The following is a 19,219-nucleotide window of genomic DNA, read 5'->3' as shown; positions in this document are numbered from 1 at the left end:
CACTCGTTCGAAGGAGCCCCCATGCGCGCCACCATCATCCACGGTCCTGGAGACATCCGGGTTGAGGACCGGGACTACCCCACCATCCAGCTGCCCACGGACGTGGTGGTCAAGGTGACGGCGTCCTGCGTCTGCGGCTCGGACCTGTGGCCGTACCGCGGCGTCAGGCCGACCCGCAGGCCCTCAGCCATCGGCCACGAGTTTGTCGGCGTGGTGGAAAGCGTCGGCGAGGCCGTGACCGGGCTTGCGGAGGGCGATTTCGTCATCGCTCCCTTCGTGATCAGCTGCGGCGAGTGTCCGCAGTGCCTGAACGGCGTCACCGTTGCCTGCGACCACCTGGCCGGCTGGGGCGGCCGGGACGACACCGGACACAAGATCGACGGCGGCCAGGGCCAGGCCGTCCGGGTTCCACTGGCCGAGAGCACCCTGGTCAAGGTCCCGGGTGTCACCGAACCTGACGCTGAACTGACAGCCAACCTGCTGACGCTGTCCGACGTCATGGCCACCGGCCACCACGCCGCCCTCGCCGCGAAGGTGGCGCCCGGCCGCACCGTTGTAGTGGTGGGCGACGGCGCCGTCGGGCTTTGCGGTGTTCTCGCGGCCAAACGGCTTGGGGCGGAGCGGATCATTGCCATGTCCCGCCACGCGGACCGGCAGGCCCTGGCCCGGGAGTTCGGCGCCACGGACATCGTGGAGGAACGGGGCGACGACGGCGTGGCCAAGGTCCGCGCGCTGCTGGGCGGCGTGCTGGCCGACTCAGTGCTGGAATGCGTGGGCACCAAGGAATCCATGGAGCAGGCCCTGCACTGCGTCCGCCCGGGCGGCGCTCTTGGTTTCGTGGGCGTGCCCACCGGCGGGGGCGAGGTCCCCTTGCGGTACCTGTTCGACTCCAACGTGTCCATCGCGGGCGGCATGGCACCTGCGCGGACCTACATCCCCGAACTGCTGGCGGACGTGCTGGCCGGAACCATCAACCCCGGGCGCGTGTTCGACTCCGTCATGCCGCTGGAGGAAGCGCCGGAAGCCTACAAGGCCATGGATGAACGCCGAGCCATCAAGGTGCTGCTCACACCCTGACCCGGCAGGCAGCCCGACACAGGCTCAGCAGGCAGCGCGACATCGGGGCCCGGCCCGGCGGCCCGGAATGCGATACTAAGTCTGCGTAGGGGACCCGGTCCGCGCACGGTCCGGGTCTTGCTTGGTTGCGAACTGGGGGAAACTGAATGCAACTCGACACCTTAACCCTCCGGGTTGCCTTCGCCATTGTGGCGTTCACGTTGGCGCTCCTGTTCTACTTTGCCGCGTACCGGAGCACCCGGTCGCCTTACAGTGCCTGGTGGTGCGTGGCCCTGACGCTCTTCCTCGCCGGGTCAGCGGCCTACCTCTTCAACGGAACACCGCATCAGGCGTGGGCCAATCCGCTGGGGAACTGCCTGCTGGTTGCCGGCGGAGCCTGCGTCTGGGCCGGAGCCCGGTCCCTGCGGGCTGCACGGCCGCGCTCCTGGCAACTGGCGGCGGGTCCCGCCCTGGTGACGGTGTCATCAGCCCTGGAAAACCCGGAGGTGAACATCTGGGCCGGCGGCGCTGTCTTCCTTGCCCTGATGAGTTTGATGCTGGGCCTGGCGTCCCGCGAACTCTGGCGGCTGGAGCCCGGGTACTCCCGGGTCCGGATTCCGCTGGCCATCGCGGCGGCGTTCTTCTCCGCCTACTATTTCTGCCGGCTGGTCGTGTACTTGGGCGTAGGCCCGGACGGACTGGTCTTCGTCACCTATTTCGGGTCGGCGGTGACCACGCTGGTGACCATGGTGCTGCTGGTGGTGGTGTCCTTCAGCATGGCGGCGCTGAGCAGCGAGCAGCAGACACGCGCGCTCCGGGCGGTGGCCACCCAGGACGGCCTCACGGGGCTGCTCAACAGGGTGGCGTTCCTGGACCTCGCTTCCGAGGAGCTGCTCCGGCTGCGGCACACCCGGGCGCACGGCACCCTGGTCCTGGCCGACCTGGACCACTTCAAGGCCGTCAACGATACCTACGGCCATGCGGCCGGCGACGCTGCGCTGCAGTCGTTCGCCTCCGCCTGCAACGAGACGGTCCGCTCAACCGACCTCGTGGGACGCTACGGCGGGGAGGAATTCATCTTCCTGTTGCCCGGTGTGAGCCCGGACCGCGCTGAGGCCATCACGGCGGAGATCAACAAGCAGCTTGAAGCGGTCGAGGGCCCTGACGGTTCCAGGATGCCCACGGTCAGTTACGGCATCGCCCCTATCGGCAAAGGAACGTCCGGCCTTGATGAGCTGATCGCGACCGCGGACGCCGCCTTGTACCGGGCCAAATCGCTGGGCCGCAACCGCACGGTCCGCGGGATCCACACACCGTAGTCCGCAGGGGACGCAGTCCACGAAGTAGGGCATTTCTCCTCTTTGCACCGGACGCCGCCGGGTCTAACGTGATCCGCGTCAGCATCCACTGCCGTCGAGGAGCAGTCATGGCCGGGTTTGTGCAGATCATCGAATTCCAGACCTCCCGCATCGAGGAGATAGAACAACTGGGGCGCCCGTCACGGACCGAGGGAGGCACCCCGGCCACGTTCCGCCGCATCGTGGCCACCGCGGACAGGGACCGCCCCGGAACGTACTTCACCATCGTCGACTTCGATTCCTATGAATCGGCGATGGAGAATTCCAACCGGCCGGAGACGTCGGAGTTCTCCGCGAAGATGGCGGCGCTGTGCGACGGGCCGCTGATCTTCCGCAACCTGGATGTCATGTGGGAGGACACCGGAGAGGGTTCGGACAACGGCTAGGAGCCGGACATGGCTTCCGTAAGCCCCGCTCCGGAGCCGGCCAGCGGCGCCGGAAACAGCCTGGTGGTCGATCTCGGCCAACTGGCAGCAGGATCGCTGGCGCTGGTGGGCGGCAAGGCCATGAACCTCGGCAAGCTCGCCGCCTCAGGCTTCCCCGTCCCGGCAGGATTCTGCCTGACCACAACGGGCTACTGGATGGCCGCGCCTTCGGAACTGGGCTCCATCGCCGCCCACCTGGACGGGGCGGACAGTCTGGACGGGGCGAAGAGTCCGGACGGGGCGAAACAGTTCGACGGCGTTCCCGGGCTGCCGGACGACCAGCGGGACGGCCTTGCGCGGCACGCCCGCGAGGCGATGGCCGCAGCGCCGGTTCCGGCCGAGGTCGAGGCCGCCGTCCGCGGAGCCTATGCCGCGATGGGCAACGTTTCGGTGGCGGTCCGGTCTTCCGCCACCGCTGAGGACCTGCCCTTTGCCAGCTTCGCGGGGCAGCAGGACTCCTTCATGGACGTCGTCGGCGCCGACGCCGTCGTCCAGGCCGTCCGGCGCTGCTGGGCGTCGCTGTGGACGGACCGTGCGGTGGCCTACCGCACAGCGAACGGGATCAGCAACCGCGAGGCGGGCCTCGCCGTCGTCGTTCAACAAATGGTCGACGCCGGCACGGCGGGCGTGCTGTTCACCGCCAACCCGGTGACGGGCACGCGGACCGAAAGCGTCATCGATTCCAGCCCCGGGCCGGGACAGGCGGTGGTGTCCGGCGCCGTTAATCCGGACCACTTCGTGGTGGACACGGCCACTGCGCGGATCCTGCAGGGGCCGCAGGGCACCGGGAGCAGCTTGGCCCCGGCCCAGGTACGCGAACTGACATCCCTCGGTGACGCCGCCCAGCGGCTGTTTGACGCTCCCCAGGACGTGGAATGGGTGATCGACGCCGGCGGCAAGGCCTGGCTGACCCAGTCGCGGCCCATCACCACGCTGTATCCGCTGCCGGAGGACGAATCACCTGGCGGGCCTGGCGGCGCGGACCGCGCAGCAGCGGGCGGGGACACCCGCGTCTACCTGTGCGGCACGCTGCTCCAGGGACTTACCCGCCCCATCACGCCCATGGGCCTCTCCGTACTGGGCCTCATGAGGAACAGCAAGGGGCCATGGAAGTACGTGAACCCGGGATTGCGGATGTACGTCGACCTGACGGCGGTGGTCCGCAACAAATCCGGCCGCAAGGCACTGTTGAGGCTGCTGCCGCTGGCTGACGGGAGGTCGGCCGCGGTCTTCCCTGCGCTGCTGGAAGACCCGCGGTTCAGCATTGTCCGCCCGGCCCGCAGGAAGCCGGGCCGGAAGCGAACGCAGGGCCCCGCCGGAACACGCACAAAGGGTACCGAGGGAACCCAGAGCCTTGGCCTGGTTCTCGGGCTCCTTCCGGCGATGATCAGGACACTGCTGTGGCCGGATTGGGAACTCCGCCGGGCGCGGCGCTACCAGGACCGCCTGCAGGCCCAGCTGGCGCTCCCTCTCCCTGCGACTCCGGCGCGGCGGCTGCAGCACGCGGAGGACCTTCTGGGAAGCACGGTCAACGGGCTGATCGAGGCCACTTTGCCGGCTCCGTCCGCGGGATACCTGATGCTGGCTGCGGCCCGAAGGCTGCTGCGCGGGATTGCCAAACCGCGCGAACTTGAAGCGGTCCTTCGGGGGCTTCCCCACAACGTGACCACCATCATGGACCTGGAACTGTGGCAGCTGGCGGTGTCCCTCGGCCGGGACCCGGAGGCACGCAGGGTGTTCACGGAGCTGCGGCCGGATGAGCTGGCGGCCCTCTACAAGGCGGGCGCTTTGCCGGGGGTTGTCCAGGCGGGGCTGCGGACATTCCTGTCCAAGTACGGCCACCGGGCCGTGGCGGAGATCGACCTGGGGATGCCGCGGTGGGCCGAAGAACCGGACCACCTTCTGGGGATGATCTCGAACTACCTCCGGGTTGAGGATCCGGAGCAGGCTCCGGACCGCCAGTTTGCCCGCGCTGCCGATCACGCGGAGGCCCGGGTAAGCGAACTCGTGGAACGGGCGGCGGCCAGGAGCCGGTTGCGGGGACGCCTGGTGGCGCTGTGCCTGCGCCGGGCACGCCAGCTGTCCGGCCTGCGGGAACTGCCCAAGTTCTACATCGTGATGGTGCTCGCGGAGATGCACCGGCAGCTCACCGCCGTCGGCGAAGAACTGGCGAAGACCGGCACCGTCGCGGCTGCCGGCGACGTCTTCTTCCTGGACTTTGATGAACTGCGTGTGGGGCTTCGCGGTGCGGACCTGAAGGAAATGGTCGCCGCCCGCCGTCGGGTGTACGACGTCGAACTGCGGCGGCGGCGCGTTCCGCGCCTTTTGCTCTCGGACGGCACCGACGTCGAGGCCGCCATGATGGCTGCGGCCGCTGCGCTGCCCCAGCCGGCTGCCGCGGACCGCCTCTCGGGAACGCCGGCCTCGGCCGGCACCGCCACCGGGAAGGTCAGGGTGGTCATGGATCCGGTGGGCGCCCATGTGGAACCAGGGGAAATTCTGGTGGCCCCCTCCACTGATCCAGGCTGGACCCCGCTCTTCCTGACCGCGGGTGCCCTGGTGATGGAGATGGGCGGCGTCATTTCCCATGGCGCGGTGGTGGCGCGGGAGTACGGCATCCCCGCCGTCGTGGGTGTGGCTGATGCTACCGTGCGGCTGCGCGACGGGCAGACTGTCACCGTGGACGGCGCGGCCGGAACCGTGACGTGGTGAGGTCCTTCTGAAAGAAACGTGTTCCGCCGGGGCTATCGTTGAGCCATGGCGTCCCCCGAGCACGAGGAATACCCTTCCACGGACGGGGTGATGGATGACGCGGCGCTGAAGGACGCGGAGATCCGCGACTGGAACTGGGCCGTACTGCCCAAAGGCTCGGTGAGCACCCGTTTTGCGGCCCCGAGCGGGAGCCTTGCGATGGTGGCCATGGGAAAGCCGCAGAACCCGCGGGTGGTGCTGGTTCCCGGCGCCACGGGCTCCAAAGAGGATTTCGCCGTGATGATGCCGGAGCTTGCCGAGGCAGGGTTCTATGTACTGAGTTACGACCTTGCGGGCCAGTACGAATCGGCAGGCGCCGGGCCGGAGAACCTTGTCCCGCCCCGCAGGCATTATGACTACGAGCTGTTCGTGAACGATTTCATCGCCGTCCTCGAGTCGGGTGGGGTTCCTGTCCATGTGGTGGGTTACTCCTTTGCCGCGATCGTGGCACAGATTGCGTATTCGAAGCGCCCGGAGCTGTTCCGCAGCTTTACCCTCCTTAGCTGCCCGCCCCTGACAGGGCAATGCTTCCGGGGAATCAGCAGGTTCGGGCGGCTCACCGGCTGGGCCAACGGCCGGGTGGGCGCTGCGCTGATGATCTGGGGCATCCGGCGGAACGTCAACAAGGTCTCCCCCCACCGGCTGCGGTTTGTCCGGAACCGGTTCAGGTTTACGCGGCGCCAGTCGGTGCGGGACATCTACGGGCTGATGAAGAACGTCCCGGACCTGAGGGAGGTGCTCGCCGCCGCGACCGTGCCGAAATTCGTGGCCGTGGGCGAGCACGATCTGTGGCCGCTGCAGCTGCACCGCCAGTTCGCGCAGTCCATCGGAGCCCGGATTTCGGTGTACCGCGGCGGGCACAGCCCGTCCGAAACGTCGCCGCATCAGTTCGGCCGGGACCTGCTTGCCATGTACGCCGAGGGCAGCTGAAACGGACATATAGTGTCGCAAGGGCACTTATACCCTTGCAAGCAGGGCGTCGGACCCGTACGTTGGGGACAGCGGGGGACGTTCTCCGCTCTGCGGGCATTTGTGTCTGCAGAGAGAATCAGAGTCACATAAAGGAATGCAGCCATGGCAACAGGCACAGTTAAATGGTTCAACGCCGAAAAGGGTTTTGGCTTCATTGCCCCCGATGACGGATCAGCAGACGTTTTCGCCCACTATTCGGCAATCGCGAGCAGCGGTTACCGTTCACTGGATGAGAACCAGAAGGTCGAATTCGATGTGACCCAGGGTCCGAAGGGCCCTCAGGCAGAGAACATCCGCCCTCTCTAAAGGCTTGGGGTAATGGTCCCGGCGCCTAGCCGGACCTCCCTGCACCACCAACAGCCCCTCCGAACCATTCCGGTCCGGAGGGGCTGTTGCGTTGAGATTCCGGCTAGCGGGCCGCTCCCGTCTTGTGGCGGGCGCGCTGCACCGCCCGGTACACCGTGGACCTGGCTACGGAAAAGAGTTCTGCGAGTTCCCCTGTGGTGTGCTCGCCAGCGTCGTGCAGTTTGACCAGGTGGGCTTCCTGCGCCGGAGACAGCTTCGGTTTTTTGCCTTTCAGGCGGCCCTTGGCTTTGGCGATTTTCATGCCCTCGCGGGTACGCGCCCGGATCAGGTCGCTCTCGAATTCGGCCACCATGGCCAGGACATTGAACAGCAGCTTTCCGATGGGGTCCGTGGGATCGTGCACCGATCCGCCGATGCTGAGTTTCACATTCCGCTGGGCGAGCTCGTCGACGATTTCGTGGGCATCCCGAACGGACCTGGCGAGGCGGTCCAGCTTGGTGACCACGAAGGTGTCACCGTCCCGGCAGGCCGCCATCGCTTCCCGGAGTCCCGGACGGTTCCGGTCAGTGCCGGTCAGCCCGTGATCTACGTAGATCCGGTCCGGCGTGATCCCCATAGCTGACAGTGCGTCGCGCTGCGCCGTGAGGTCCTGTTGCTCCGTGGACACCCGCGCGTAGCCGACCAGCAAAGCGGTCATGCGCAACAGTGTGCCACGCGACTTTTTGGTGGACCAGATATGCCACCGTCACCGGGCAGTTCACCGGACGGGTCTTACGGCGGAGGTGTCCTTGCGGAGCTGCGTTTGTGCTGGTGAGAGGCGGGTCGTCCGGAGGAGGACCGGCTAACGGGACGGCTTGTACGGGCGGGTATGCGAGAAATGTTTCGCTGTGTTTCGCGGGGTGGTGGGTGCAGACGAGTGCCCGCAAGGGTACCTCGGGTTTTGAGAGCGTTCCCGAAACAAACGCTTCAAGTCCATTCTGTCTGCGCATGTGGCCCGCTAAACTCGCTTGTACTAACGAGGTTGGGGGAACCGAAATGAGTACGCCTATGGTGCCGGCTCGCACAGCAACTGGACGACCAAACAAACTGGCCCTTGCGGCCATCATTTTCGCCGTTATCGCTGCCTCAGGATTCTGGGTATTCGGCGTCGCGGTTCTCGCTGTTTTTGCAGTCGGGGCCGGACACGTTGCCCTCAATCAGATCCGTCTGAGAGGCGAAAGTGGCCGTGGGCTAGCCATCGCTGCCCTGGTCATTGGGTATGGCATAGCCACGCTGGCATTGATCAACACTCTGGCGTTCATACCAAGCGCGGTCCAGCAGATCTCAATGTAGCGCTGCGGCTGACGAGGCTAGCCGCCAGCCTTGACCCTAATTCCTCGGAACAACGGCGTGGACTGTCCCGAAAGGGATTCCACCATGTACCACGGGAGTATCGCGTAGTAAGAGGCATGCCTAGTATTGCCCTATGAAGGAATGGGTCCGACATCACCCATATCTAGCCCTGGCTTTGGGCTACATACTCTTCTTTGTGTTCACGACAGTTGTTTGGTTTGCCCTTGGACAACACGACCTCGAGAACGCCCTCATCACCGCCTTTGTGTGGACCTTGGCCTACTGGCTCCTTGCAGTCTTCGAAACACGGCGAAGAAGCAAAACCAAAGTCCGCCTCGAAGAACACGACCAAATCATGGCCTATATCCGCTACCCGGACTCTCCAACCGGTTCACTCAGCAGCATCTGGAACCAAGGGATCGCGACGCCCAGCATGGGATCAATCCACTTCCAGCCCGCGGTTTACGACACTCTTGAGCCCTCCGGGCGGCCGACCACCATCAAAGTCCTGGATCTGCTCCCAGAGCGCAGAAAAGTTAGCGGCAAGGACCGTAAATACATCCAGGTCTTCGGGATCCAGGCCATGACCCTTTTGACAGACGACGGCAAGGTGGAGATCGCTGCCGCTCCGGAATCTCTGGACAAGCTGAGTGAGGTCGTAGGGCACTCGTGAGAGGCGTCAACCACGATCTGCCACATGGATTTTGGAAGTCTCCCACGAGCCGGCCCGTTAGAGGTAGCTCTCCCGTGGGCACCTCAGTCCTTTCCAATTCCAGTCACGCGTGCACAGCAGCCAATTTTCGGCCCGCTCAGGGTTACTGCGGTGGCAAGCAACAGGAGCTGGTCACTGCTTGTACCAAAACCACCCAGGACGCTGGCGGCCAATCTCAGCGGATGCGCACTGCGGTACTTGCGGATGGCGGGACAGGTTGTAAGGGGCTCGAGGGTCAAAGTTTCGCTGAGGCCCGTCAGAACCAGTGCCAGACGTTCCTCATGAGCCAAACGAGAAAGGCGGCGAAGGCGAAGGGTGGCAACAAGTACAACACCCAGATACCGTGCATTCGGCGCTTGGCCATGTTCGCTCCCTTCCGCCGCATAGGACGCGTGGAGGTTCTGCTTTCTGATGACTGGGGAAACCAGCCCAGAAGCAGGTGTGGATCCGTTCGTTCGCTGGTTTGCTTATTGCCCGCTATTTAGGGGCTGAAGGTTGCGGACCGTTGCGGAAGCTCCGGTTTGCCTACAGCTGTTCGTACTTCGTTGAGCAATTCTGTGAGCCTGCGACTGAGAACATCTTCGCCCCACAAAAGTTTCTTGTTCACGTACCATCCGAGTCGGTCGTAGGCAGCGGATGTAACTTTGGTTCCTTGCTCATCTTCGGCCACATGCACGTCGAGGCCAACCGGGTAGCTGTTGGGGACTAAAAGGAAGCCCAAGAGACGAAGGAGAATATCCGAGCCGGCGCGAACCTGGATACTGTCCTGGGTCTGATCCGGTCGTAGTCCTGCGGAACTCAGATGATCGACTATACGGCGGGAAACTAGATTGACGTCTTCTGCGACCGTGAAGCTATCGTCCATTGTGTAGATCTTCATCTATCTGCTCCGTCGTGAGGTTGACCGCCAAAAATGTCCATCACTGCTATAGCCGCCATCAATGCCCAAGCAGCGAAGGGCACCTCGAATGGTGGCTTCCTTACTCCTTCCGGGGACTCACCGTGCCCCTAGTTCCGCTTGCCATGACCAGAGCGTAAACCATGGTCAGGTCCCAAAACAGGCCATCCTGAAACGACCTCCTGGCTGCCCGCATTCCAATGCTTTTATCCCGAGACACGTGGTTTCTGCGGCGAACGGACTTTTCCACCGATATGGCGGGCTGACCATCCTTTCGGCCCGCTCAGGGTTGGGCTCACGATCAGCTAACGGGCGCAGGTGCGACACCAAGCGATGACAGAACACCGCCACGAAGCGATCAAATCCACATCCCCGGGGACGCCGCAGTGGCCACCATCGGGCATGAAGCTGGACATTATCGTGTGTCAGTCTCAGGGTTCCTATGCGGTTTGGGACGGTCCGAGCGCATGTACTGAATCCACATCACGAGAGAGGCGACCGCAACTGTGAGGGACAGGGCAGCGGCGATGAGAAAAACAATGTTGTCCTGTGTCCCAAACGCTAGCGCCGTGAAGCACACGGTCATTACGGTATAGCCCACTATTTGGAGCACCAAGATGCGGGGGCTGGGCCGCGCCGGCTTCTTCCCTGGTTCGGTCACGCCTATCGAGTCCGTCATCCGCAACCAAACGTTGCGGCGCCCACCGTCTGTCATGGCCCAACCCTAGCCCCGGTAGCCGTCGTGCTGTAGGTCAACAAGCACGCCCATCCGCAGCGGCGTCGTCTTCGCGTGAGAGGCTTGGCGTCGTGGAACTCAGCGAACAGCCGAGTTCATCCGGGTTGCTGCGCCGATAACGAAGGTCGCAAGAAACATCGCGTAAGAGCACCAATAGAAGGTCCTGGCGGGTTGGGGCAATTCGGTCAGGAGTCGCTTGATCCCACGGATAGTTTTGATGACGCTCCTTCCATCGGTTCATCCTGCTGCGCCTGGCTGGCTCCGTTGACGTCATTGCAGGAAAACGGTCAACACGAGGCCGACTAGCGCAAGGATGACGACCAAAATGATGGCTAATAGTTCGGGGTATTTGCCAAAGAACATCAACATCCGCAGGAGCCGGGCGCTCTCCCGTTTATTGTCTTCGTGGCCAGCATCTTTTTGGAGCATGTGTCACCCTTGTCGCCTTGCCCGGCGTGTCCGGCCGAGCTCCCAAGCCACCCAGGCTTGATGCTGACAGCCTAAGGTTCCGCAACTGGCATAACCATAGTTTTACCTCGGTTCCCCGTCACGGGCGCCCGGTCAAGGTCGCTTTCCTTGGGGCTGCTCATGCCGCCTTATTTTCGGTTCGAGGCGCGTGGGAACACCGAATTTCAGCCCGGTAAGGGTTGGGCTCACGATCAGCTAACGGGCAGGTGCGACACCAAGCGATGACAGAACACCGCCACGAAGCGATCAAATCCACATCCCCGGGGACGCCGGAGTGGCCACCGTCGGGCATGAAGCTGGACATTATCGTGTGTCAGTCTCTGAAGCCCGCGCTGAGTCGACATCGGGCAGTCAGCGCCTGGTCTCGTACCTGGTAAGGACAACACTGCCAGGAAACGTCCGGGTTTCCACCAGGCTCAGGTTCACCCAGTTGTCCAGGGCTGTGAAGAACGGCGTGCCGCCGCCGACCAGGACCGGATGGGTGACGATCGCGTACTCGTCGATCAGCCCGGCCCGCATGGCCGCCGCGGCGAGTGTGGCACCGCCTATGTCCATGGGGCCGCCGTCGTCCGCCTTGAGCCGGGTGATTTCGGTGACCGCGTCGCCGGTGACCAGGCGGGTATTCCAGTCGACCGTGCTGGTCGTCGAGGAGAACACCACCTTCGGCATGTCCCGCCAGCGGCGGGCGAACTCGATCTGCGCCGGTGTGGCGCCAGGCTGCTGGTCCGCGATCGGCCAGTGGGAGCTCATCGTCTCCCACAGTTTGCGCCCATACAGCGCCAGGCCCGTCGTCCCCACCCGGTCTGACCACCATTGGAACAGCTCATCGCTCGGTACGCTCCAGCCGAGGTCGTCGCCGGGCGCGGCGATGTAGCCGTCCACGCTCAGGTTCATACCGAAGGTCAGTTTGCGCATGGCCTCAGTCTCCCGTGAGACGGTATTCGTTGTATAGACCAGCACGGCGCGGAAAAGTCATCGGTCAGGCCACACCGACGGCCACTTGACCACCACGCCAAGCAGATGCTCCGTACGGAAAGGATCTCCGAGCGGACCGTGCCCCTGACGGTTCGGCTCACGCCCCCACCAACCAGTGCACCGACACTACCCAGCCTTCCCTTTGGGGGCTGCGCTTCTGTCGTCTAAGAATGCCGGTTAGGACCAGTGACATCACTGCTGCTGCGCCCGCTATGGCGGACGTCCAATCGCTTCTAATTGCCGAGACCACGAGGGAGAAAAGGGCAGGCGGTCTTGCGTCGCCAGGGTGCCTCGGTTCTACAATCGCGCATGGAGAATCTTCGGTTCCGCATCGATGTCGACGCTCCCGCGCAGCACGTCTGGAACGTTATGCTCGACCTCGACACCTACCGCGAATGGACGGGCGCCTTCCACGAGGGATCGACCTACGAGGGCGGCTGGAACGAGGGCGACGAGATCCGCTTCCTCGGCCCGAACGACGACGGCACGGCGAGCGGTCTCTTCGGCACCATCGTCGAGAACCGGCCCCACGAGTTCGTGTCGATCCGCTATCTCGGCGATATCGAGAACGACGTCGAGAACCGCGAAGGGCCCGCCGTCGGGCTGCACGAGAGCTACTCGTTCAGCGAGACGGACGGGGTGACGACTCTCGTCGTCGAGCTTGAGGTGCCCGACGAGTGGGCGGACGACATGCGCGGCATGTGGTCGGAGGCGATCGTCAGGATCAAACGGCTGGCAGAGCGGGCCTAGGTCGACGAGATCCTGACCCGGTCAGGAATGGCGACAGCCCGACAGCATTGTGACGGTAGCTTTCCAATGGCTGCTCATTTCTTGCCACTTCCGGTCGCCCTCGCAAGCCAGCCACTTTTTCGCCCGGTCAGGGTTCGCCGGATATCCGCCGGCGAGAACAATTTCCGCTCGTCGACTAGGCCAGGCATATAGCCTGCCCCTCCCCTGCCGGAGCTCCACTGTTAAACCAGTGCCTCACTTGTCAGGATTGGCCCTGAGCTTGCGACCTCGCACACTCGCCCGCCTTGGCCATTCCTAACCCCCTGGACGGCGGCTAGCGTTGGGCCATGACGGGTAGCGGGCCACGCGACGCCTGGTTGCGGATGACGGACATGATGGGCCTAACTGAGCCCGGGAAGAAACCACCGAAGCCCAGTCGGCGCGTCCTAGTGTTTTGGACGGTGCTTTGGTCCCTAACTTCGCTCCTGTGGCTGACCCTGACGATTATGGAATTCTCCCGAGGAACCCCTGACTATCTGCATCTCACACTTGCAGTCATCTCTCTCGTGCTGGCCGCTGCCTACTTCGTGATGTGGCGGCAGTCCAAGAAGGCTCAGACCGGTTCCAACGCGGCCTAGAAGCTGTCATTCACGCGCCGTCGAGCCGACACGGTTAGGGATCCCCAGATTGGATAGACAGCTCCCCTCCTGCTTTTGCGGGACTATCGGGTGACCTGCGTTAGTGGTTCAGTTCATATATGGAGCCAAAGAAGCGTTCGGCATTCCAGCCTGCACCCGCAAGCCCTGAAGTGCAGCGTAGATTCCGTCGTCTCGGCCGCTTCATGATGGTTTATACGCCTGTGATGCTGGTCCTGAGCCTCCTGCCGATCGTCACCGAACCGTGGCTCTGGATCAAAACCGGCATCATCGTGGTTGGAACCATCATTTTCGGTATTTGGGCGACCCGGTTCTCGCTGTGGCAACGGGATGAATCTGGCGCGAACGCGGCAAAGACCCGAAACATCCGGAACGCCTCAGCAGCGTGGACGACAGCCCCCGGGGGCCAAATACCCCGGAGGGATAGAGACAACCGTGCACTCGTCGGAAAGCCAAAATTCCGCCCCGGTCAACGTTACGTCCGCACCGCGCTTGTCGGGCCGATACTTGGGTCAGCTAATCCGTTCAGCCAACGCCACGATAATTCCCTCCGGACCGCGCACGTAGGCCATACGCCAGACATCCTCATACCGGCCGATGCCGCCGACCAGCCCGTATCCCTCCGCGGCCAGCCGATCGATGTGAGACTGAAGATCGTCAACTTCGAAGGACAAACTGCGCAGTCCGAGTTCGTTTGCCATCGCAGCAGGCGACCCGGGAGCGGGATCTGGCCGGATAAAGCTGGAAAGCTCCACGCCTGTGCCGCCGTCAGGCGTTCGCAACATGACGATCTCTGTGCGGGAGTCCGGGATTGCTATCACCGTGTCGATGAACTCGCCCTCCACAAACGTCCGGCCCTCGACCTCGAGCCCGAGTCCCACGAAGAATGCCGTCACGAGGTCGAGATCCTGAACGGTGACGCCAACATGGTCGAACCGCATGACTCGTGTCATGAGCAACACCTCCACATTCTCGTTTCAGAATGGCCCAAGACGGAGTTTACGGCGGATTCGCGACGCGAGGAAGACTCCTGCTGCGCGCGGCAGGAGCCTGTGTACGACGACGGGTGGCCAGGGCTTTATGGACGCGAAACGGTCATTATTGCCGCAGCCACAGCAATGGTGGCCCGTTCCGGAATACTCCCAGCGGGGCCGAGTGGTTGCCTTCAACTCCACAACCCTTGCTGTCCGGGCCGCCCGCGAGGCACCATCAGATCATGACCAAATTCCTTATCTCCTTCCCGAGCGAAGCCATGGTGCTCACGGACGAGGATTTCCCTATCGTCTCCGCCGAAGCCCACGCCGTGATCGAGGAGGCGAAGGCCGCCGGCGTCTACGTATTCGGCGGTGGAATCGATGAGGAAGTCGATCCCGTACTGGTCACCGCCGACGGGTCGGTGAGCAACGAGATTTATCCGGGCTCCGAACTCAGGGGCGGGTTCACCGTGCTGGAGCTGCCGACGCGCGAAGACGCGGTCGAGTGGGCGAGGAAGATCTCGGTGGCCTGCCGTTGCTCGCAGGAGCTCCGCGAGTTCATGTACGACCCGGCGAGCTAGTTGCACTCGCTTTCGGCAGTAGTCGTCACCGGGAGCGCCCCCCAGGCAATTCGCGAAAGGCGACTCCCATGCGCAAAACACCATTTCCAACTCTGCATTTAACCTCGGCGACCGCCTCCGAGCTGCCGCGGTCCGACCAGGATCAGCCGCAGGTCAACGCCACCGAGCAGGTACGGGCCGCGGGCGGGCGGGCGTTGGTCCTCGGGGGTGGCGGGTCGACAGGCAACGCGTGGCTGATCGGCGTCATTGCCGGTCTGTCTGGTGCCGGGCTGGATGTGACCAAGGCCGATCTGATCATCGGCACGTCGGCCGGATCTACGGCCGCGGCCCAGATAACCGGCGCGAGCCCGGCCCAGCTGCTTGCCGACATCCTTTCCGCCGCACCCCAGCAACGGACTGCTCCGGCGGGATCCGGCGGTGGGCGCGTTCCCACTGGAGCAGCGGCGAACCATATGGAGAGAACGAGCCGAATCATGGCCGCCGCTGAGGATGCGGCCGATATGCGCCGCAGGATAGGTGCGGCGGCACTCGACCTGGACCCGGCGTCGGACGTCTCGGGACAAACGCGGTGGCGCGATACCGTCGCCTCCCGGCTCCCCAGCCAGCACTGGCCGGAGCAAACGTTGCTCATCACGGCGGTCAATGCCCAAACCGGCGAACCGGTCGTGTTCGACCGCCACAGCGGGGTCGACCTGGCGGACGCCGTGGCCGCCAGCTGTGCCAGCGGCTTCGCCTACAGGATCGGAGATGACAGATACATCGACGGCGGCTACCGACGATCCAGCGAGAATGCCGATCTGGCATCCGGATACGGGCGGGTACTGGTGCTGTCACCATTCGGCGGCAGATCACGGGCGCCGCTGGAGTGGGGCATGCACCTTGCAGCGCAGGTCGACGAACTGCGCGCAAGCGGCAGCAGAGTCGCAACGGTCTTTCCGGACAGCAACTCGGAGCACATGTTCGGCGCCAATGCAATGGATCTGTCGCTGCGTCCGCCCGCTGCGCGAGCTGGCTACGACCAAGGCAGAGACCTTGCCGAGCAACTCACCGAGTTCTGGCGCTGACGCCCACGAAGCCCTAACGATCGGTGGCTGGCCCCTGCGCTCCGCTCGTCGGTACGCCGGCTGAGCCAAGGCGATGTCCGCCAATACCGTTGCGAAGAAAAATGACCGTTGCTACCGCGAAGCAGTTCATCCGTGCCAGTAAGGAAAGGAGCGACGCCGTCACCAACCGCCGCGCGTCGGCGTATGTCCCTGTCGGGCGTCATCGGGCATTGCCATTTCGGCCCGCAGGCCCAGGAGCCGGATCGGGCGTCCCTCTTCGATTGCGGCTGCGAGGTCCAACGCCCGCGCGAGGATTTCGTTCCGGTCGAATGTTTCGGGAATCTTCCTCGCGTGGGTCTTGGTGAAAAACGGCGCGTACCGAACCTTGAGGGTCAGCCCAACCACGGGCCGCCCTTCGGCCTCAACGTCCTCCAGGACACGGGCTGTCAGCTCCCTGACGGCGTCGTCCACCTGGGCGGGCTCGGTCAGGTCCTGCTGGAAGGTGGTCTCCCGGCTATGCCCGCGGGCAACCCATGGGGTGTCGTCCACAACGCTGGCGCCGTCCCCGCGTCCGAGCTCCGCGTACCAAGGACCCATCCTGGGGCCGAACTCAGGGACCAGGTCCTGGGGGTCCGACGCGGCAAGCTCGGCGACTGTGTTGATGCCGAGTTTGGCCAGCCGGCCCGACACTTTGGCTCCGACGCCCCACAGGTCCTTGGTGGGCCGGTTGCCCATGACGTCCAGCCAGTTCCCGGCAGTGAGACGGAAGACGCCGGCGGGCTTGCCGAAACCGGTGGCGACCTTCGCTCGGACCAGGGTATCGCCGATGCCCACGCTGCAATGCAGGTGCGTTCGCTCCAGGACGGCTGCCTGCACCAGCCGGGCGTAGGCTTCCGGATTCTCTGTTTCAGTGCCTATAAAGGCTTCGTCCCAGCCCAGCACCTGCACGGTGGCGCCGGGCTGGGCGCGCAGGGTAGCCATCACCGTTTCAGACGCCGCGAGGTAAGCCTCCTGGTCGACGGGCAGGATCACGGCGTCGGGCACTTTCCGGGCCGCGATGCGTAAGGGCATTCCGGAACCCACTCCGAACGCCCTGGCTTCGTAGGATGCGGTCGACACCACAGCACGTTCCGTGGGGTCGCCCCGACCGCCGACAATGATTGGCTTGCCCGCAAGCTCCGGCCGCCGCAGCACTTCGACCGCCGCGATGAACTGGTCGAGATCGACGTGCAGCACCCACCGGATTCCGCTCAGGTCACCAGTCTGCCCTAAACACCCCCGGCAAGCACCGGCTCTCCACTACGCCTGGCGGGACTCCCGCTTCCGCACGTTATCGTTGGTCCCAACACATCTGACCAGGAGGGCGCATGCCGTACATCGTTGACTTCAAGGACGTTTCCACAGTCGGCCTGGAATCGTCTCCCGTCGCCGAGGCGCTGGCCGGGTTGCGCGCCAACGAGGGGCGCTACTACCGGAACAAGTACGACCACGTTTTCACCGTGAGCCCCGCCAACGAGGTCCCGGAAGTGGTAGAGCGGGTAAGCCGCATCCTCAAGGAAGAACGTGACATCGTCATCGGCTCCCGCCCGCTCGAAGCGACCGCCTTCGAAGTGGACGGTTTGCAGATGGCTTATGTGTTCTACGAGTCGGGGCTTTCCGTCAACGTCATGTACAGCATCGACGACGGCGGGAAGCGGGCGGTCGGATTCAAACTGGCCGAAGGCATGGAGATTCCAGAGGAACTGGCATCACGTTTCAAGTTCGCCCGCCAGAAATCAAAACTGGCAGGCGTAATCCGCGGCTCCTTCTTTGTGATCAAAGGCAAGTACTGAGGACCTGCCACAACCATGCTGAAGACCGTCGTTCCGTCCTCGTGCCGCGCCCGTGATACCCGTTGTTTCCTTACGGATCGTGTGGCAACCTCGAAGTGATCCCGCCGCCGGGGCGACGACGGGCAACAGAAAAGGAGCACGGCATGGGGCTCATCCATATCGACCTGTTCACCACGCTCGACGGCGTCGCGCAGGCGCCCGGCGGGCCGGACGAGGACCCTGCCGACGGTTTCGCGTTTGGCGGCTGGCAAGCGCCTCTCATTGACGAAGTCGTCGGCGAACAGATCACTTCCGGGATGGCGGGGATGGACGCGCTGCTGCTTGGACGCCGCACCTACGACATTTTCGCCGGGTACTGGCCGCACGCGGACGGGGGCATCGCACGGCTGTTCAACAGCCTCCCGAAATACGTTGCCTCACGCCAGACGCCGACTCTCGAGTGGGCCGATTCCACGCTGCTCGGCCCTGATGTCGCCGCCGCGGTGCGCGAACTGCGCGACCGGCACGCGAACATCCACGTCATCGGCAGTCTCGACTTCGTGCAGACCCTGTTCGCCGAGCGGCTCTTCGATCGGCTCACCCTCTGGGTGTATCCGATCCTCCTCGGCAGCGGAAAGAAGGTCTTCGCCGACGGGGTGGTTCCGACGAATCTCAGACTCATCGAGCCGGTCGTGGCCTCACCGAAGGGTGCGGTGATGCAGCGCTACGCCCTCGCCGACGGCACACCCGGCGTCGGCGATATGTCGGCCGGCGACCACCAGAGTTAACTTTCCCGGAACGGGGCCGGGATGCAGAGGTCAAACACGGCGAAGAAGGCTGCCGGCAGCGAGCTGTTCGGAAACGTAGAACACAAAGGGCGGGATGTCACCGGTCCTGGCCAGGACGGCGCCGGAGCCGACTGCGGCGATGCCTACGGCCGCGGCTTCCTTCCCCCTGTGGGGCAGGGAAGCCAGGGCGCCGGAAAGTGACCCCAGGGCGAGCACGTGCAGCCACGAATAGGCGAGGAAGGGCCACGCGGGAAGACCCCGCGACGCAAAGCGCTCAGGATCCGATGCGCGCAAGGCAAGCTGGGACACGAACAACGGTGCCCCGGCGGCGAGCGCAACAGCGGCGGTGGCCGCAAAGACCCTCGTCCTTCCCGGGGGCAGGGCAAGGGCCACTCGCGCGAAAGCGGCAGGCACAGCGGCGGTGCCTGCCGCGGCGATGTGCTGTCCGACAACCCATGAGCGCTTCCCCCTGCGGAGCATCTCGAGCCGGCGAACGGGGTCGGGCTCGAGATAAACTCCCGGCACCGGGCTGACACCGACCAGCCAGATGCCAGCCGAAACGAGGGCCGTCACCGCCGGCCGCTGGACGCCTTCCAAATCCACACCGGACATTCCATTCCCCTTCCGCTACTCCCCGTTTAGGCCAAG

At 64.3% G+C, this 19,219-nt stretch carries 20 protein-coding genes; 13 read left to right on the top strand and 7 right to left on the bottom strand.

Annotated elements, in window-relative coordinates:
* The first annotated feature begins 21 nt into the window (after nt 1–21).
* From AC1MDG_RS02560 to AC1MDG_RS02535, 6 genes are all read left to right on the top strand, one after another.
* Complete coding sequence (locus tag AC1MDG_RS02560) at nt 22–1,077, top strand: zinc-dependent alcohol dehydrogenase family protein (protein WP_479807337.1); 1,056 nt, start codon at nt 22–24, stop codon at nt 1,075–1,077.
* A 146-nt stretch (nt 1,078–1,223) separates the two neighbouring features.
* Nucleotides 1,224–2,375, top strand: coding sequence for a GGDEF domain-containing protein (locus AC1MDG_RS02555; protein WP_479807335.1), 1,152 nt, complete (start codon nt 1,224–1,226; stop codon nt 2,373–2,375).
* A gap of 107 nt (nt 2,376–2,482) precedes the next feature.
* Nucleotides 2,483–2,800, top strand: a complete 318-nt coding sequence (locus AC1MDG_RS02550; RefSeq protein ID WP_479807333.1) for a hypothetical protein — start codon at nt 2,483–2,485, stop codon at nt 2,798–2,800.
* Between the two features lie 9 nt (nt 2,801–2,809).
* A complete protein-coding gene (locus AC1MDG_RS02545) occupies nt 2,810–5,551 on the top strand; it encodes a PEP/pyruvate-binding domain-containing protein (protein ID WP_479807331.1) in 2,742 nt (913 codons plus the stop codon).
* A gap of 45 nt (nt 5,552–5,596) precedes the next feature.
* Nucleotides 5,597–6,520 (top strand): alpha/beta fold hydrolase, encoded by a 924-nt coding sequence (locus tag AC1MDG_RS02540; protein ID WP_479807329.1) that lies wholly within the window; start codon nt 5,597–5,599, stop codon nt 6,518–6,520.
* A 144-nt stretch (nt 6,521–6,664) separates the two neighbouring features.
* Nucleotides 6,665–6,868, top strand: coding sequence for a cold-shock protein (locus tag AC1MDG_RS02535; RefSeq protein ID WP_013599688.1), 204 nt, complete (start codon nt 6,665–6,667; stop codon nt 6,866–6,868).
* Nucleotides 6,869–6,971: 103 nt separating this feature from the next.
* Here the strand turns inward: AC1MDG_RS02535 and AC1MDG_RS02530 are convergent, their stop codons facing one another.
* Complete coding sequence (locus AC1MDG_RS02530) at nt 6,972–7,565, bottom strand: recombinase family protein (protein ID WP_043477665.1); 594 nt, start codon at nt 7,563–7,565, stop codon at nt 6,972–6,974.
* Between the two features lie 768 nt (nt 7,566–8,333).
* Here AC1MDG_RS02530 and AC1MDG_RS02525 point away from each other — a divergent pair.
* Entirely contained in the window at nt 8,334–8,873 is a 540-nt protein-coding gene (locus AC1MDG_RS02525; RefSeq protein ID WP_479807327.1) for a hypothetical protein, read from the top strand.
* A 520-nt stretch (nt 8,874–9,393) separates the two neighbouring features.
* On the opposite strand, the gene AC1MDG_RS02520 is transcribed toward AC1MDG_RS02525, so the two are convergent.
* The 3 genes from AC1MDG_RS02520 to AC1MDG_RS02510 all read right to left on the bottom strand — a co-directional run bounded on the left by AC1MDG_RS02520 (nt 9,394) and on the right by AC1MDG_RS02510 (nt 11,929).
* Nucleotides 9,394–9,792, bottom strand: coding sequence for a hypothetical protein (locus AC1MDG_RS02520; RefSeq protein WP_479807325.1), 399 nt, complete (start codon nt 9,790–9,792; stop codon nt 9,394–9,396).
* A gap of 1,024 nt (nt 9,793–10,816) precedes the next feature.
* Nucleotides 10,817–10,975: a hypothetical protein gene (locus AC1MDG_RS02515; protein ID WP_479807323.1), complete on the bottom strand. Its 159-nt coding sequence runs from the start codon at nt 10,973–10,975 to the stop codon at nt 10,817–10,819.
* 390 nt (nt 10,976–11,365) lie between these two features.
* The gene (locus AC1MDG_RS02510; RefSeq protein ID WP_479807321.1) at nt 11,366–11,929 is read right to left on the bottom strand and encodes a dihydrofolate reductase family protein; all 564 of its coding nucleotides are present in this window, start codon (nt 11,927–11,929) and stop codon (nt 11,366–11,368) included.
* A 369-nt stretch (nt 11,930–12,298) separates the two neighbouring features.
* Here AC1MDG_RS02510 and AC1MDG_RS02505 point away from each other — a divergent pair, with 369 nt between their 5' ends.
* Nucleotides 12,299–12,739, top strand: coding sequence for an SRPBCC family protein (locus AC1MDG_RS02505; protein ID WP_479807319.1), 441 nt, complete (start codon nt 12,299–12,301; stop codon nt 12,737–12,739).
* A gap of 485 nt (nt 12,740–13,224) precedes the next feature.
* Nucleotides 13,225–13,356: a hypothetical protein gene (locus AC1MDG_RS02500; protein WP_479807318.1), complete on the top strand. Its 132-nt coding sequence runs from the start codon at nt 13,225–13,227 to the stop codon at nt 13,354–13,356.
* Between the two features lie 530 nt (nt 13,357–13,886).
* Here AC1MDG_RS02500 and AC1MDG_RS02495 read toward each other — a convergent pair.
* Nucleotides 13,887–14,327, bottom strand: a complete 441-nt coding sequence (locus AC1MDG_RS02495; protein ID WP_479807316.1) for a VOC family protein — start codon at nt 14,325–14,327, stop codon at nt 13,887–13,889.
* A gap of 263 nt (nt 14,328–14,590) precedes the next feature.
* On the opposite strand from AC1MDG_RS02495, the gene AC1MDG_RS02490 reads away from it, so the two are divergent.
* Entirely contained in the window at nt 14,591–14,929 is a 339-nt protein-coding gene (locus AC1MDG_RS02490) for a YciI family protein (protein ID WP_043477631.1), read from the top strand.
* 68 nt (nt 14,930–14,997) lie between these two features.
* A complete protein-coding gene (locus AC1MDG_RS02485; protein WP_479807314.1) occupies nt 14,998–15,993 on the top strand; it encodes a patatin-like phospholipase family protein in 996 nt (331 codons plus the stop codon).
* 159 nt (nt 15,994–16,152) lie between these two features.
* Here the strand turns inward: AC1MDG_RS02485 and AC1MDG_RS02480 are convergent, their stop codons facing one another.
* Nucleotides 16,153–17,226: a DNA polymerase IV gene (locus AC1MDG_RS02480; RefSeq protein ID WP_479809006.1), complete on the bottom strand. Its 1,074-nt coding sequence runs from the start codon at nt 17,224–17,226 to the stop codon at nt 16,153–16,155.
* A gap of 113 nt (nt 17,227–17,339) precedes the next feature.
* On the opposite strand from AC1MDG_RS02480, the gene AC1MDG_RS02475 reads away from it, so the two are divergent.
* Both AC1MDG_RS02475 and AC1MDG_RS02470 read left to right on the top strand, forming a co-directional pair.
* Nucleotides 17,340–17,804 carry a phage tail protein gene (locus tag AC1MDG_RS02475; RefSeq protein WP_479807312.1) on the top strand — a complete coding sequence of 155 codons (465 nt, stop codon included), beginning with the start codon at nt 17,340–17,342 and terminating at the stop codon, nt 17,802–17,804.
* A gap of 143 nt (nt 17,805–17,947) precedes the next feature.
* Nucleotides 17,948–18,571, top strand: a complete 624-nt coding sequence (locus tag AC1MDG_RS02470; protein WP_479807310.1) for a dihydrofolate reductase family protein — start codon at nt 17,948–17,950, stop codon at nt 18,569–18,571.
* A 30-nt stretch (nt 18,572–18,601) separates the two neighbouring features.
* Here AC1MDG_RS02470 and AC1MDG_RS02465 read toward each other — a convergent pair whose 3' ends face one another.
* Nucleotides 18,602–19,183 carry a hypothetical protein gene (locus AC1MDG_RS02465; RefSeq protein WP_479807308.1) on the bottom strand — a complete coding sequence of 194 codons (582 nt, stop codon included), beginning with the start codon at nt 19,181–19,183 and terminating at the stop codon, nt 18,602–18,604.
* Nucleotides 19,184–19,219 lie beyond the last annotated feature (36 nt).

The sequence above is a fragment of the Arthrobacter sp. AIWTK1 genome, assembly GCF_056680535.1.
The sequence above is the reverse complement of the archived record's forward strand: the minus strand, read 5'-3'. Positions and strand labels throughout refer to the sequence as shown.